Annotated in this window: 15 protein-coding genes; 8 read left to right on the top strand and 7 right to left on the bottom strand. The window is 41.0% G+C overall.

Annotation, left to right across the window (positions count from 1 at the left end):
• Positions 1-41: 41 nt before the first annotated feature.
• Genes EV695_RS03555 through ftsE form a run of 3 tightly spaced genes read right to left on the bottom strand, consistent with a single transcriptional unit; the run spans position 42 to position 2,434 of the window.
• On the bottom strand, positions 42-794 hold the full coding sequence (locus tag EV695_RS03555; protein WP_131904531.1) for a sulfite exporter TauE/SafE family protein: 753 nt from the start codon (positions 792-794) through the stop codon (positions 42-44).
• Between the two features lie 13 nt (positions 795-807).
• On the bottom strand, positions 808-1,764 hold the full coding sequence (gene ftsX / locus EV695_RS03560) for a permease-like cell division protein FtsX (RefSeq protein ID WP_131904532.1): 957 nt from the start codon (positions 1,762-1,764) through the stop codon (positions 808-810).
• On the bottom strand, positions 1,754-2,434 hold the full coding sequence (gene ftsE, locus EV695_RS03565) for a cell division ATP-binding protein FtsE (RefSeq protein WP_131904533.1): 681 nt from the start codon (positions 2,432-2,434) through the stop codon (positions 1,754-1,756). Before ftsE ends, ftsX begins: the two co-directional genes overlap by 11 nt.
• A 169-nt stretch (positions 2,435-2,603) precedes the next feature.
• Here ftsE and EV695_RS03570 point away from each other — a divergent pair, with 169 nt between their 5' ends.
• Positions 2,604-3,668 (top strand): thioredoxin family protein, encoded by a 1,065-nt coding sequence (locus EV695_RS03570; RefSeq protein ID WP_165874604.1) that lies wholly within the window; start codon positions 2,604-2,606, stop codon positions 3,666-3,668.
• A gap of 284 nt (positions 3,669-3,952) precedes the next feature.
• The gene (locus EV695_RS03575) at positions 3,953-5,575 is read left to right on the top strand and encodes a tetratricopeptide repeat protein (protein WP_131904535.1); all 1,623 of its coding nucleotides are present in this window, start codon (positions 3,953-3,955) and stop codon (positions 5,573-5,575) included.
• Positions 5,576-5,592: 17 nt separating this feature from the next.
• On the opposite strand, the gene ftsY is transcribed toward EV695_RS03575, so the two are convergent.
• Positions 5,593-6,672, bottom strand: a complete 1,080-nt coding sequence (ftsY, locus tag EV695_RS03580; RefSeq protein WP_243651494.1) for a signal recognition particle-docking protein FtsY — start codon at positions 6,670-6,672, stop codon at positions 5,593-5,595.
• Between the two features lie 361 nt (positions 6,673-7,033).
• On the opposite strand from ftsY, the gene EV695_RS03585 reads away from it, so the two are divergent.
• Genes EV695_RS03585 through rsmD form a run of 3 tightly spaced genes read left to right on the top strand, consistent with a single transcriptional unit; the run spans position 7,034 to position 10,628 of the window.
• Entirely contained in the window at positions 7,034-8,443 is a 1,410-nt protein-coding gene (locus tag EV695_RS03585) for a M16 family metallopeptidase (protein ID WP_131904537.1), read from the top strand.
• A 33-nt stretch (positions 8,444-8,476) separates the two neighbouring features.
• Entirely contained in the window at positions 8,477-10,012 is a 1,536-nt protein-coding gene (locus tag EV695_RS03590; RefSeq protein ID WP_243651451.1) for a M16 family metallopeptidase, read from the top strand.
• Positions 9,990-10,628: a 16S rRNA (guanine(966)-N(2))-methyltransferase RsmD gene (gene rsmD / locus EV695_RS03595; RefSeq protein ID WP_131904538.1), complete on the top strand. Its 639-nt coding sequence runs from the start codon at positions 9,990-9,992 to the stop codon at positions 10,626-10,628. Before EV695_RS03590 ends, rsmD begins: the two co-directional genes overlap by 23 nt.
• Before the next feature lie 65 nt (positions 10,629-10,693).
• On the opposite strand, the gene EV695_RS03600 is transcribed toward rsmD, so the two are convergent.
• From EV695_RS03600 to EV695_RS03610, 3 genes are all read right to left on the bottom strand, one after another.
• The gene (locus tag EV695_RS03600; protein WP_131904539.1) at positions 10,694-11,797 is read right to left on the bottom strand and encodes a hypothetical protein; all 1,104 of its coding nucleotides are present in this window, start codon (positions 11,795-11,797) and stop codon (positions 10,694-10,696) included.
• Positions 11,798-11,945: 148 nt separating this feature from the next.
• A complete protein-coding gene (locus EV695_RS03605; RefSeq protein ID WP_131904540.1) occupies positions 11,946-12,995 on the bottom strand; it encodes a tRNA (5-methylaminomethyl-2-thiouridylate)-methyltransferase in 1,050 nt (349 codons plus the stop codon).
• Between the two features lie 63 nt (positions 12,996-13,058).
• The gene (locus EV695_RS03610; protein ID WP_165874605.1) at positions 13,059-13,652 is read right to left on the bottom strand and encodes a YdcF family protein; all 594 of its coding nucleotides are present in this window, start codon (positions 13,650-13,652) and stop codon (positions 13,059-13,061) included.
• 208 nt (positions 13,653-13,860) lie between these two features.
• Between EV695_RS03610 and EV695_RS03615 the strand changes: the two genes are divergently transcribed.
• The 3 genes from EV695_RS03615 to EV695_RS03625 are packed head-to-tail and all read left to right on the top strand — an operon-like array spanning position 13,861 to position 15,371.
• Positions 13,861-14,202, top strand: a complete 342-nt coding sequence (locus EV695_RS03615; protein WP_131904542.1) for an ArsR/SmtB family transcription factor — start codon at positions 13,861-13,863, stop codon at positions 14,200-14,202.
• 12 nt (positions 14,203-14,214) lie between these two features.
• A complete protein-coding gene (locus EV695_RS03620; RefSeq protein ID WP_131904543.1) occupies positions 14,215-14,673 on the top strand; it encodes an SRPBCC family protein in 459 nt (152 codons plus the stop codon).
• 11 nt (positions 14,674-14,684) lie between these two features.
• Positions 14,685-15,371, top strand: coding sequence for a DUF899 domain-containing protein (locus EV695_RS03625; RefSeq protein ID WP_131904544.1), 687 nt, complete (start codon positions 14,685-14,687; stop codon positions 15,369-15,371).
• The last annotated feature ends 21 nt before the right edge of the window (positions 15,372-15,392 follow it).

Below are 15,392 nucleotides of genomic sequence, written 5' to 3' on the forward strand. Positions count from 1 at the left end.
GAATTTTTGGATGAGGCTTATATCCATAAAACTATTTAGCATTAAATCAAAAATAGTTTAGTCGCGATAATCAACAGTGAAACACCCAAAATAAGACGAACAAATTTCTCGCCCTTTTTCAAAGAAACTTTCACCGCAACAAAAGTACCCAGAACCATTCCCACAGATAGCGCCACCGCGGCAAACCAATCCACATTTCCCGTTACAATAAAAACAATCACTGCTGGTACAGTAAACACCATGACGATAAATACCTTGTGCATATTGACCTTTATTAGATCCATGCCATACAAGTGCAATAAAGCCGACATAATGATGAAACCCACACCGGCCTGAATGAATCCACCATAAAAACCTACGGCGAACATCACTGGCCATGCGAGCCATTTTTTCCACTTATGATTTTTAGCGTGAGCTATGACTTCTGATTTGGGAAACATTAAGGTGAAAATGATTAACACCATCACGACACCGAGCACTTTGGTGAATAATGCATCATCAATTTTTACTGCATAAAATGCACCCAGAATACCACCCGGGAGTGTCATCAAAGCTAGTTTTAAACTTAAGGGGAAATCGGAATGCTTATTCTTTTTATAGGCAGCCACTGCCGTTAAAGCTTCGACCTGAATAGCGATCCTATTAGAACCATTCGCAACGGTTGCGTCGTATCCTAAAAAGATCATTAAAGGAATCGTTAGCGCAGAACCACCACCAGCCAGAACATTTAAAAAGCCAGCCACGGCACCTACGACAGCTAAAATAATAAAGCTTACAGGATCAGAAAATGTCATCAGAAAGACTGCTTTATTCTTCTAGCTTAGTACTTCTAAGATGACTACCTACAGCAATCCAGGCACCAACAAGTCCGAGTAAACTACTGGCGAATAAAATAAAGAACGTTGTAGCGACACTTAAGCCGCTGATAACAAAGGTACTTCCGTATAAGCGAGCCAATTCATTCACGGGCCCAACAAACCATAACAGCGCGAGATGAACCAGAACCAAACTCATGACTCCGCCAAACAAGCCGTACCAAACACCCGTATACAAAAAAGGCCGTCGAATATAAGCCGCTGTTGCACCGATTAATTTAGAGACCTTAATCTCTTCTTTTCGGTTTTCAATATTCAACCGTATGGTGTTACCGATTACCAAAAGAACAGTTAGAGCCAATAACGCCGAAATTACAAATATAGCCCTTTCCGCAATACGCAAAATACTGCGCAAACGCCTTACCCATTCGATATCCATCTGGACTAAATCGATTTCAGGATAAGTGTTTAGCTTAGCGGCGAGCTTTTCCATATCCTCTTCAGGATTGCCGATAAGATTAATATGGGGAGTTACTACCAGCACATGTGGTAAAGGGTTTTCGTCGAGTGTCTCTAAAGTTTCAGCAAAGCCTGTTATCTTGCGAAAATCTTTTAGCGCTTCATCGCGCGGCACTAATACGACTTTATCAATTTGCGATAATTCTTCTAAGAGTTCGCCACGATCACGCGCACGCTGTTCTGAAATATCCTGTTTGATAAACAATGAAATCGTCGGCACTTCACGTTTATCGTCGGTCAATGACTTTAGATTTTGCAGTAACAGATGCAGACTCGCTGGCAAACATAACGCAATTGCAATCGCTGCTAAGGTTATCCAGGTCGATAGATTAGATTGCCAGAGTTTTGCAAGGCTATATACAATCGCCTCTTTATGGTGACCCATTAGGCTTCCCAAGAATGAGCCTGATTGATGGTATTTAGCGCCCATTTTTTAATCCAGCTTTTGTATTTGTTGTTTTCACTTTACGTAAAACAATGATTCGCTTTTTCATTTCTTTAATCAGTTCATGATCATGACTTGCGATCAGTACGGTAGAACCATATTCATTGAACTGCTTAAACGTATGCATGATATCGCTTGCCAAGTCTGGGTCTAAATTACCTGTTGGCTCATCAGCCAGGATAATCGCCGGCTTATTCACTACCGCTCTCGCGATACCGACACGCTGCTTTTCACCCGCCGACAACATCATCGGAAACTGATCTTCTTTAGACAATAGATTTACTTTATCCAAAGCCGCTCGGACTCTGCGTTTGATATCCTGATGGCGCATACCTTCTATTTTTAAAGGCAGGGCGATATTGTCGAAAACACTTCGATCGAGCAGTAAGTGATGGTCCTGAAAGATCATTCCGATATTACGTCTGAAAGCAGGCGTCTTACGTTGCTTAATCGTTTTCGTATTTTGACCTGCTACAATGACTTCACCGGACGAAGGCTCATCTAACAAAGCAATTAGCTTTAACAAGGTACTTTTACCCGCACCTGAATGCCCAGTTAGAAATGCCATTTCTCCCTGATTGAGTTTCAAATTGACGTTATAAAGCGCCAACTGCCCAGTAGGGTATTGTTTACTTACCGCGTTAAATTCAATCATTGAATATAGTTTTTATTAGATTAGAGGCCCGTTTCAGGAAGTTTCGAATAACCTTGTCAAATTATACTAGATTGTTCAGAATTTCCTTTAACGATACAGTGTACCTATTTTAGTGATGAACGCAATTGGTGCTTTTTCAAATCAGCACAATTTATTGGTGAGAAATACTATGAATAAATCGATAAAACTGATGTCATATATACTGCTATGTGGTGCTTTCCTCATGTTTTCCACCCACGCAGAAGATAAAAAGATGGGTGAATATTTCGGCGCAAAAACAGCAACTCATCCGGAATGGTTTAAAGAGAGTTTTCTCGATTTTGAAGAAGATATTGAGGAAGCTACAGAGAACAATAAACGACTGGTCTTATACTTTTGGCAACCCGGATGTCCTTATTGCAATCAACTTTGGGAAGAGAACTTTTCTAGTGAAGATGTCGTAAAAACATTCAGAGATAATTTCGATATTATCGCGATGAATATGTGGGGGGATCGCGAAGTAATCAGTGTTGCTGGTAAAAACTTCACAGAAAAATCATTCGCCGCCGCATTAAATATCAAGTACACCCCAACCCTCTTGTTCTTCAATGAAAACAAGAAAGTCGTGCACCGCTTAAACGGCTATATTCCCGTTGAAGAATTCCAGCAAAGTATGCGTTATGTTGCTGATAAAATGGAAAAATCCCAGACATTTGGGGAGTATGCCTCTGCAACTAAACCTCCTAAAAAAGCTGCTAGTAGCGATGATCGAAAAGCGCTTATTCCAGAAGATTTCTTCGATAAGACAGGCTCGGACTTGACTCAGAAAGCCAAAGAAATAGATGAATATCTTGCCGTGTATTTTGAAAAAGCGGATTGCCCTAATTGTGAGCTATTACACAACAAAACACTAAAAGATGAAGCAACCCGGGAATTAGCCAAAAAATTTATTTCAATTCAACTGGATAGGTTTTCTGAAGCCCCAATAACAACGCCGTCAAATGTAAAACTCTCATCAAAGGACTGGGCAGACCAACTCGGAATATCCTATTTACCTGCCATTCTCTTCTTTAATCATGAAGGAAAAGAGGTGATGCGTGTGGATGCCCAACTGAGAACTTTTCATATTCAGTCTGTTTTTGATTATGTCATTTCCGGAGCGTATAAAACAGAAGAAAATTTTCAACGGTATATATCAGCCCGAGCAGAAAGAATCAGAGAAGAAGGAAAGGATGTTGATATCTTTGCTTACTAAAGTGCTTTCAATGCAACCATAAAATCTAAAGGCACCCCCTACTTACAATGAGATTATTATTTCGTTTTTAGAAATGGCCTACTCATGTATGCGAAAGCTAAATACTAGCTCGCCTTTAGCCGAAACTAGAACTAAGCGTGTATAAGGGGACTTTTTTATTTAATTTATTGAATTCATTTAATTTCTAATAGCCAAGACAACCGCTCATCATAAAACTTTCTGATTATTCAAAGCTTACTTTATAGTAAATAATGCCCAAAAAATTAAACAAGGTAACATCAGCCATGGTTAGTGATCCCCCAATCACACCATTAACTTTCACAAAAGAACACGCTCAATTGGTAAAAGACCAATTAAAACGTATTCTGGAAAGCAAACATTTTAGTTCCGCAAAACAAATGCAGAACTTTTTATCCTATGTTGTAAAAAAAGTATTGGCTGGCGAAGGAAACTCCCTTAAACAATTCACAATTGCGATCGAGGCACTTGAATTTCCAGATGACTTTGATCCAAACCAAAGCCCTGTCGTCAGAATTTTAGGTGGTCGAGTAAGAACCCGTTTAAAGAAATACTATGACCAGGATGGAAGTAACGACGAAATAATCATCAACATTCCTACGGGCTCCTATTCACCAGAATTTCTTGGTGTAGAAGACATACCCGTTATTACTAAAAAGAAGCAGGGAAAATCCGGTAACAAGCAAAAGAAAATCATCGTGGAATCCACAGGACCATTGCTTACATTGGCCTGCTTCTCGGATAAGACACAAAGCAATGAGGTGAATAAATCACTTTATTTAATCAGCGATAACATTGCCACAAAGCTCAGTCATTTTGTCTTTTCCAAACTGATTGTATCGATTCCTTTTGCGGATAAAAGCAACTCGGAAGGATCACTGAAAAAGATTAAAAAGAAGCACCAGTCGGATTATTCTTTAACGTTATTGCTACAGGAATTACCAGACAAAAGAAACAATCTGATTTACAGACTTTATGATTCTAATTCAAAAGAGGTTTTGTGGTCGGAAGATTATATTATTGATGCAAAATTCTCATCAGAAGAACTATGCAAAATCAGCGGCAAGATCACTGCAGAAATAGCAGATATTTATAAAGGGGTTATGCAAGCTCATTGGACTAGAAATCTGCTTATAAACCCGGAACAGATTCCCGCAGAAAATCAGGCGCTGGCATATTATCGATATTATTCAAGCCATCTAAATAAAAGATCCATGCTCAAAGCCGTAAGAGTGTGTGAAAACATTCTGCAGCAAAACCCCAATGATTTGATCGCCAATATTATAATGGCAGAGTATTGCCGCCGAGACTATGTGTACGGCTACCGATTAATTGAGCAACCTTTACAAACAGGTAAACTGTGCGCAGAAAAAGCGATACGTATCAGACCAAATTCGCATGAGGCACATTCTGCCTTGGCACAAATCTTATTTTGTTTGAATGAGTGGTCGCACGCTAATGAAGAATTCTCTTTAGCTCGTAGAATTTGCAAACATCATCCTGTGATTGAATATGTCGCGGGTTTCCATCTTTGCATGATGGGAAAATGGGAAGAAGGTATGTCACTAGTCAATGCAGTGCTGGAATTGCCTTATATTCCATCGTGGTATCACACCACGCCTTTCCTTAACTTTTTTAGACAAGAAAAGTACCAGGACGCATTAACGGAAGCCAAAAAAATCACTTCTCCAGGCATCATTCATGGTCCTTTAGCGCGAGCTGTATGCTTTGCCAAGTTAGGCTTAATCAAAGAAGCAAAACTTGAACTTGACGAAGTAATTGCCAGACACACTCATTTTTTAAAATTCGGCAAACTAGGTCTGGTTCGCTTTTTAGGCTCGGAAGAATTAGCAGATAAAATCTGGAACGCTGTAAAACTTATAAAATAATTCGGGAAAGACTTAAACTACTCGTCTTCAGCCAGTAAAGCACCAGCGAATTCGTAAGCATCAAATTCTTGTAAGTCATCAATCGACTCACCCACACCGATAAATCTGACAGGAATTCCTGTTTTTTCTGCCATCGCGAACAAGATACCGCCTTTCGCTGTACCATCCAGTTTAGTAACCGTTATTCCTGTAACGCCCAATGCCGCATTAAACTCAGTGGCTTGTGCCAAAGCATTTTGACCAATACTTGCATCAACGATTAACATAACTTCATGAGGTGCATTTGTATCGATTTTTTGCATCACGCGTTTAACTTTCTTCAGCTCTTCCATCAAGTTAGTTTGCGTATGTAAACGACCAGCAGTATCTGCAAGCAGCACATCAATCTTTTTCGCTTTAGCCGATTCCATCGCATCATAAATAACCGAAGCACTGTCCGCTCCCGTACCTTGTGCAACCACAGGAATATCGTTTCTTTCTCCCCAAACCTGCAATTGCTCAACGGCTGCTGCTCTGAAGGTATCACCCGCAGCAAGCATCACAGATTTCCCTTCATTCTGGAATTGTTTAGCCATTTTACCAATGGTAGTGGTTTTGCCCGCGCCATTAATACCCACAAGCAAAATCACTGCTGGGCCATCAATATCTTCTAAATCCAATGGTTTAGCCACAGGGCGTAATATTTTAACCATCTCCTCGTATAATGCCGTCATCAAGGCATCGTAATCGCTTAATTCATTACGAGAGGTTCGCTTGGTCAAATCATCAATGATCCGCTGGGTTGCTTCGATGCCCACATCCGACATTAAAAGTCGGGTTTCTAACTCTTCAAGAACATCGTCATCGATTTTCTTCTTGCCTAAGACAAGCGCACCCATTCCTTCTGTTAAGGTACTGCCTGTTTTTGATAAACCGGATTTCAGGCGATCAAATAAGCCCTCTTTTTTAGGTTTTTCTTTTGGAATAGCAATGGCTGCTTCAGGTAGTTTGGGAGCTGCTGCTTCAGGGGCTGGGGCAACTTCTTGTTCGATATTAACTTCCTGAGTTTTTTCTTCGTTTTTTTGCTGATCTGTTAGCGCATTATTTGCCTCGGCAATTTCTGCGTTAACATGTTGTTGTTCAGGAACTTTTTCAGCCAAAACTTGTTCTAAGCTATCTGTTTCTGGTTGACTCTGATTAGCCGTTTCTGCAGCTTCATCTAATACAGTTGAAGAGTTTGGATCCTTACTGGCATCTTCTGCGTTAAAACTAGAGTCATCCTTGGATTCTGTGAGAGAATCCGTAGTTTGAGTGTCTATTGATTGCTGAATTGATTGCTGAGCTTCTTGTTCTACCGAAGCTTCTATCTGCTCATCTTTAGTCTCTTCAATTACTTTAGTTTCTTCAACTGGCTTTTTTTTCTTAAATAGTCGGAACATTGTTATACTTTAACTTTTTTGGGTTTATATGCGAAAAATAATGAATAGAAGTTTATCACCTGAGACACCAGCTCGTATTAGTTTTTTATCTATCCTATTGTTGTCACTTTTAAGTCTTACTCAACCAGCATTAGCCGAAAATGAAAACCCGGTTCACGAGTATGAACTCGATAACGGTTTAAAGGTTTTAGTTAAGCAAGATAAACGCGCCCCTGTTGCCGTTATCCAGGTCTGGTACAGAATTGGCACAAGCTATGAATACGAAGGTATCACGGGCTTATCTCATGCTCTTGAGCACATGATGTTTAAAGGCACAAAAAAGTATAAATCCGGCGAATTCGAAAAAATGGTATCTGCCATCGGTGCTCGGAACAACGCATTTACTTCCCAGGATTACACTGCATATTACGAAGTTCTGGCTAGCGACAAACTCGAAGATGCGATGGAAATTGAAGCAGATCGTATGAGAAACCTGGTTTTTGATCCAGCAGAATTCAAAAAAGAGATCGAAGTGGTTAAAGAAGAACGTCGTTGGAGAACCGATGACAAACCCAGCTCTCTGACTCGCGAACAGTTTAACGCAGTCGCATTCCTGAACAGCCCTTACCGTGCTCCTGTAATAGGTTGGATGGTGGACCTTGAAGGCATGAAACTGAAAGATGCCAAAGAATGGTACAAAAAATGGTACACACCCAATAACGCAACACTAGTCGTTGTAGGTGATGTTGAACCTGAGAAAGTATTCGATATGGCGAAGAAGTATTTCAGCGTTTACGCCAGTAACGATTTACCTGAAGTTAAAGCCAGAACGGAAGTTGCACAGAAAGGTAAGAGAAACATCGAATTAAAGCTACCGGCGAAATTAGCAAATTTACGCATGGGCTTTAAAACACCCGGAATGATCAGCGCCAAAAAAGGCAAAGTCCCAGCCTGGGAGCCTTATGCACTCGAAGTACTTGCTAACATTCTTGACGGTGGCGACAGCGCAAGATTTGCCAAAAACCTGATTCGTGGTAAAGAAATTGCTGCTTCTGCAGGCGCGGGATACTACGGCTACGGTAGATTAGATAACCTTTTGGTAATTTCAGGCGTTCCTGCCAATGGCGTCAAAACTAGCGATCTGAAAAAATCACTGCTGGATGAAATAAACATCTTAAAAACTGAATTAGTTAGCGATGCAGAACTTAAGCGCGTAAAAGCTCAAGTAATTGCAGGTGAAGTTTTTGAACGCGATTCAATTCAGCACATGGCAACCTTATTGGGTTCTTTAGAATCAGTCGGGCTTGGTCATAAATACATCGACCAATACGTACCTGGTGTTCTTGCCGTTACCGCTAAACAGATTCAGGAAGTGGCAAATAAATACCTCATCGAAGACACATTGACTGTTGCAGAGCTTATTCCACTCCCCTTAAATGCGGGTAAAAAACCTGCATTTAAAGCCAACTAACAAGTGAGAAATATTAAAGAGAGCAATAAGCTAATGACAACAAAGCTAACGACAATAAAAATCATGACTAAAATTCTTTTCACTGGGCTGGCACTGTTATTCGTACAGTTGAGTTTTGCTGCACCAAAAATTGAAAACTGGACAACAGATTCTGGATTACGTGTCTATTACGTCAACGTACCTGAATTGCCAATGCTGGATTTACGCCTAACCTTCGCGGCTGGTAGTGCCTACGATGGCGAGAAAATGGGAATCTCAGGCATGACCACCAGCATGCTAAGCAAAGGAGCGGCAGGTTTAAATGCTGACCAGATTGCAGAAGCATTTGAAACCGTAGGTGCTGAATTCTCAACCGGTACTGGCTTAGATTCTGCATGGATAAACTTACGTTCTTTAACCTTTGAAGAACAATTAGAACCTGCCTTACAAAACTGGTTAAAAGTCATCCAGAAACCTAATTTCCCAGAAGCCGATTTCGCACGCTTAAAGAAACAGGCGCTGGTAGGTTTAGAGGCCGAGAAACAAGACCCTGGCTCCATCGCTAGCAAAGCGTTTTACGCTAATCTGTACGCGGGACACCCGTACTCGCAACCTCAAAATGGTAATGAGAAAACTATTGATGCTTTAACCATCGATGAACTCAAAGCATTTTTTAAACAGTACTATGTAAATAAAAACGCGCAACTGGCACTAGTAGGCTCGATCAGTAAAGAGCAAGCCAAGAAGATCGCACTACAAGTGTCTAACGCACTCCTGGATGGTGACAGAGGCGTTGGCGAAAAAGCCGCTGATATCCCACCAGTTAAACCATTAACAGAAGCGAAAGTCGTGCATATTCCTTTCCCTTCATCACAGGCACACGTAATGATTGGCCAACCAGGCAATAAGCGTGGTGACAAAGATTACTTTTCGCTTTATTTAGGTAATCACGGTTTAGGTGGCAGTGGCTTTACCTCTCGTTTAATGAAAGAAATTCGCGTTAAACGCGGCCTTTCATACAGCGTATACAGTTACTTCATCCCGATGAAAGAGAATGGTCCATTCATGCTAGGGCTACAGACAAAACTTTCTCAAACAGATGAAGCCATTAAAGTCGCAAGAGACGTACTAAACACCTTCCAGAAAGATGGTCCATCTGAAGAAGATCTTGCCGCCTCTAAGCTGAATATTACAGGTGGATTTCCTCTACGTACCGCAAGCAATAGCGACATCATTGGCTATATTGACATGATTGGTTTCTATGGTTTACCGCTTGATTACTTGGATACGTTTACTAAAACCATCAACGCTATCACTAGAGATCAGGTTGTAGATGCATTTAAACGCAGGTTAGATACCGATAAGCTACTTACGATTATTGTTGGTGGCGAAGCGAAAGACGAAGAATCGTCAGCAAGCAAAGATACCGCAGAAAAAGCACCTGAACTGACAAAAGCCCCATTACTACTTGCGGCAAATGAAGCAACCGCTAAGGCAGGCAACGAAACAGCAACTGATGAAGCCGCAGAAGATGATGCGTCTGAAGACGAAACTGCAGAAGACGAAGATGAAGAACCGGACTGCGACTAAAAAATCGGCTAACAATCATTCTGCCAGCCGCAATAATTCTTCCAGCAGCGGAAAAAAAGGGTCAAATACCCTAAGAATAATTGGTGGTGAATGGCGCAGTAGAAAACTTCAATTTCTGGATGCGCCGGGTTTACGCCCTACTCCTGACCGTATCCGAGAGACTTTATTCAACTGGTTACAAGGCTCGATCCATGGTTCTCACTGTCTCGATTTATTTGCAGGCAGTGGTGCGATTGGATTAGAGGCGCTTTCTCGTGGCGCTAAATCCGTGGACTTCGTAGAAAAGAACGCAGCTGCCAGCAAACACTTAAACTCAAATCTCAGCCTTCTCAAAAGTGATTTAACCGTGTTTCAAGTTGACGCTCTTCGTTTTCTGGAACAGCACGGAGCCAACCAACCCTACGATATTATTTTTCTCGACCCGCCATATCGACAAGGTTTGCTGGATAAGTCCTTAGAATTGTTAATCTCCAAAGCATTAATCAATGAACACTCGTTGATTTATTTAGAACATGAATCAGAGGAAGTATTCGATTTTACTAAGTTTGACCTAGAAGAAATTAAACAAGCATCGGCAGGTCAAGTACAAAGCTACCTGTTACAAGCTATTAAATAAAAAAACGCCCCAAAGTAGGGGGGTGCCTAAGCGCTCTTAAATAGTCTTTTTATTATGTTTATGGGTCAATCAGTAGTTCGATTTATGCGATAACTCTGATCAATCACTATACGTTGCTTCAGCCCTTTTCCAACAATGGCGGGGATATTATTGTATAAACTTTTATGCATTGCCTTTATCGCGGGGCTTTCAATTGATAAGCCTAATTTTACCGCAACATACTCAGCCTCTATCGCAAACAGAATCTGTTCGAGACTGTCATTGCTCGAATCTTCCAGAGCTTTCCAGTCGCTGATAATTTTAGTCAGTGGTTTCTCAAGATCACGGTTTTTATATAAATGATCCCTTAAAATTGCTGCTTGCTGGGCAGATAATCGAATCAGTTCCTGTAGCGTTTCTACTTCGTTTTTAAGACGCTCATCCAGACTCGCCAAAAACCTCAATAACTCACCAATCGCAAAATTATTAAACGGTATTATGCTTTCACGTAAGGCTTCATTCAAAGCCATCTGTTTTTTGGATTTCGACGGATTTCTATTCGCATCTAATAACTTTCGCGACTGATCGAGACTTTTAACCATCACATCCTGCACGCTATAAATATGCGCCTGATAGTCTTTCTCTGCTTTTTTTAACTGGGATTCTATCTGCACCGCCTGCTGGGAAAACTTAGCCAAAACATCCTGGCTGTCCATCGTATTGTGCGCAATCCACGCGCGCCTCACTTCCTTGTCGGCTTCAAGATAGGCCTTATGCAGATTTTTATAGGCAACGCCCCATTGGTCTTTAACATGCCTGATAACATCCGCATGATTGGGGTGTTCCATCTCCATATTTTCTACGTTACGAATCAAACCATTCATGGAAGAAAGGTTCTTCAGTAAAGAATGTCGGGATTGGGTCAGCGGTTCATAGACACTACTAACAAAGGATTCTAATTTGATTTGATTATTTTCTTGCTGAATTTCAGCACGCCAGTTTGAAATGCCTTTAAAAATCAGCGCAAAAATGATGATACTGGGGATAAACAAAACCCCAGCCAGCGTTGACATTTTTTCCGGAGGGAGGCGTCCATCTTTTTTGATTTGACGCATCAGTAACACTAAAACGGCAAAAACCAACAGTGATAACAGCAGAAAAATAACTAAAATGAAATTAGCAAATGTCAAAAATCACACCCATATTTGTCGAATTACTAACGTGATAAATTACTAGCTGGATAAACGCCAAGAAAAATTGATCATAAGGCTATTTTTTAAATAACTCAAAGTTTATATGCGAACGGTAGGTTAGATGCTTTGTAGATAATTTTTATAGTTAAAGCATCCACTCTTTATTGATTTCTGAATCTTTTAGCGGCTTCACTTTAAATTCTCTTTCTTCTTCGCCAAGCAAGCCAACACCAAATGTCACTTCGTCGGCATCTCTGCCCTGTCCATAACGTGCCGTAATACTCGCGGCCAAATGAATATCTTCCGCAGAAATATCACTACCATCCAGTAGTGTTAACGGACCGCCATGACTTAAAGTAGAAAGATAGGTGAATTGTTTTTTATATCCCTGCAAAAAGCGCGACTCGCCTTCTTCACGCGCAATAATCATTTTAAAATTATCACGAGGACGGAAATGGCGACCGATTTTTAATAACATGACATCATCAAGTTCGTAGGTTTTACCTTCCGCACGATGGCCTAATAAATCCTTCATTTTATCGGAGTAATTAGGATCGGTAAGGAAGCAACAACCACCTGCTGGCTGTGCATATTCATCAAAATTCCATTTTTCAGCTAAGGCAATTTGAGGTTTACGATTTCGACCAGAGAAGTCGAATAGTTTTTCACGATCTACCCAGCCTTCTTTTTCTGGTTTCGTCAGTGGCAAATTTTTGGCACAAAGGGGACGCAGCAATAAATCATCCGCACCAGATTCACTCGCGATAATCGGCATGGTTTGTTTGCGCTGTGACATAGGTCGCTGCCCCATCACTTCGCCAGTCACGATAAAATCGAAGTCATTTTCGGCAATCCATTCATGGGCTTTTTTAACCATGAAGATTTTACAATCCAGACAAGGGTTAATATTAGTCCCGTAACCATGTTTAGGATTAATCACCACATCTTTGTATTCTTCAACAATATCGACGATATGCAGTTTTATACCTAATTGTTCTGCAACCCATAAGGCATTGTTTCTTTTTGGCTTCGAAGACTTCTTCTTGCGAATAGCGTGAGTATGCCCTTCCACGCAAAAGCCCGTGAAAAAGTTAACCCCTTCAACATGAATACCTTGCTCAATCATTGCTTTGGTTGCTAATAAAGAATCTAAACCACCAGAAATGAGTGATACTGCTTTGCGTTGTTCTGACATATCGATAAAAATTTAAGTGCGTTAAAAGCGGGATTATTACAGCGTTACCTCTATTTGTCACATTTACCCATTAAAAACCAAGTAATGCAGGTAAAAATACACTTCTCGCAGCAAAAATGGGGCTTTGGTTTTCACACTTTGATAACGAGTGGTCGGTGTTGCTGAAGCTTTGACAGCAACCAGACCAATATCTTCTGCCATCATCATTGCGCGTTTGCTATGCAACGGATCGCTGACGACCAAGGTACTGGTTAAGCCTTTTGTTATGACTAATTTTTGCGCCTGAAGTAGATTACCTCTGGTGGTCTGAGATTCAATTTCCGTCAAAATATCTGTTTCTGGAACACCCAGAGTCACCGCCAGATTTTTAGCAACAATAGATTCGGCATGCGTTTCGCCATCACCCAAACCACCGGTGAAAATGATTGTTTGGATATTCCCTGCTTTGTATAAATTAACCGCGTGATTAATCCGCTCTCTAAAAACTGGGGAAGGTTTATCGTCATATACCGCAGCACCAAGCACGATAGCCACATCAGCCTTGTCCGTTAATTGTCCGACAGGAAATGTAGCTATCTGATAAGCAAGAAACAGTATCCATAAAAGGAAGACGACGACTAACCACTTGCTAGCTTTGAATAGACGAGGAAAAAACATAAGCACTAGTTTATACGAATTATTTAGCCAGAGAAAAAGTGCCTCGCAAAGCATAAGTTCTTTGAGTTATATCAGGCAACAAAATAAAAAACCCTTTATAAGTAGGGGGGTGCCTTAAATAACAACTAGGCAGTTACAACTAAGCGCTATTGACAAGATACCAAAAGGTATCATATATTATAGTACCATTTGGTATCACATTGACTATATGACTGACAAGCTGCAACAATCCTTCAAAGCCCTCGCCGACCCATCCCGACGTGAGATCTTATTGCATTTGAGCAAACAGGATATGACCATCAAAGAAGTCTCTGAACACTTTGATATGACACGTGCCGCAGTAAAAAAACACTTAACGATATTGCAACAAGGCAACCTTATCTCTATTGAAAAAAGCGGCAGAGAACGCATCAATAGTTTAAAGCCTGAAGGCCTAAAAACTGTTACTAACTGGATGGCGTATTTTGATTCATTCTGGGATCAGAAACTGAATAACTTACAACAAGCAATGACAAACTACACGCAAGAGAAAGATCAAATAAAGAAATAAAGGGAGAAACAAATGAATAACAGCACGATTCACAAGACAGCCTTTTTTAACGCCCCACAAGAAACACTCTGGGCATTCCTGACCGAAGCTGACAAGCTCGGCCTTTGGTATCACCCCGCACGCCATGATCTGGAAGAAAACCAGGATTATGCCTTATATGATGCCGATGAAGATGACGGCGAAACTGCATTAATCTGGGGCAGCGTTCTCGAATGGCAACCCGTTTCAAAACTCGTCTATACCTTCAATATTTTTCCACTAGAAGGCGTTAGCACCACTGTAACCTGGCAACTGGAAGAAGCCTATGGCGGCACATTACTTACCCTCACTCATGAAGGTGTCGGTGACATTAATGAAAACCCACTAAACTTATTAATGGCACTCGACGATGGCTGGGATGAGCATCTCGGTAAACTAAGAGCACAATTGAAAAACAAAGAGCATCAGACCCCGAGTTGCTCGGATCATTAAAGGATTCGATCATGAATAAAATTAACAGTGTTTCTCGTGAAGAATGGCTAAAAGCCCGAAAAGACTTCCTGATTAAGGAAAAAGAATTCACTTACGCCCGCGAAAAGTTAAGCGAAGAGCGCCGCAATCTACCTATGGTGAAAATCGAAAAAGATTATCAATTTAACGCTGAAAGTGGCAGACAGACTTTGAGTGAGTTATTCGGCGATCACCAGCAACTCATTATTTACCATTTTATGTATGGTACTGACTGGGAACAGGGTTGCCCGAGCTGTTCTTTCTGGGCAGATAATTTCAACGGTATAGACACACATCTTGCCGCCAGAAACACATCTTTTGCAGTAACATCGAATGCGCCACTAGACGTATTACTTAAATATAAAAAACGCCTTGGCTGGAACTTCAACTGGGTATCAGCGAGTAATCTTGAATTCGGCACCGATTTTGGGGTGAGCTTCTATGATGAGGAAAATGATGGAGGTTATAACTATAGCGACTGGACACCAGAAGGAGAAATGCCGGGCATAAGTGTTTTCATTAAGCAAGACGGCGATATCTATCATAGTTATTCCACGTATGGGCGAGGACTAGACATGTTAAATGGTGCTTATCATTACCTAGATTTGACACCCATTGGGCGAAATGAAAAAGACCTTGAATATACTCAGGCGTGGGTCAAACGACATGATGAGTACTAGGAAAAACCATGAAATATAAGA

Source organism: Cocleimonas flava, assembly GCF_004339015.1.
Classification (GTDB): domain Bacteria; phylum Pseudomonadota; class Gammaproteobacteria; order Thiotrichales; family Thiotrichaceae; genus Cocleimonas; species Cocleimonas flava.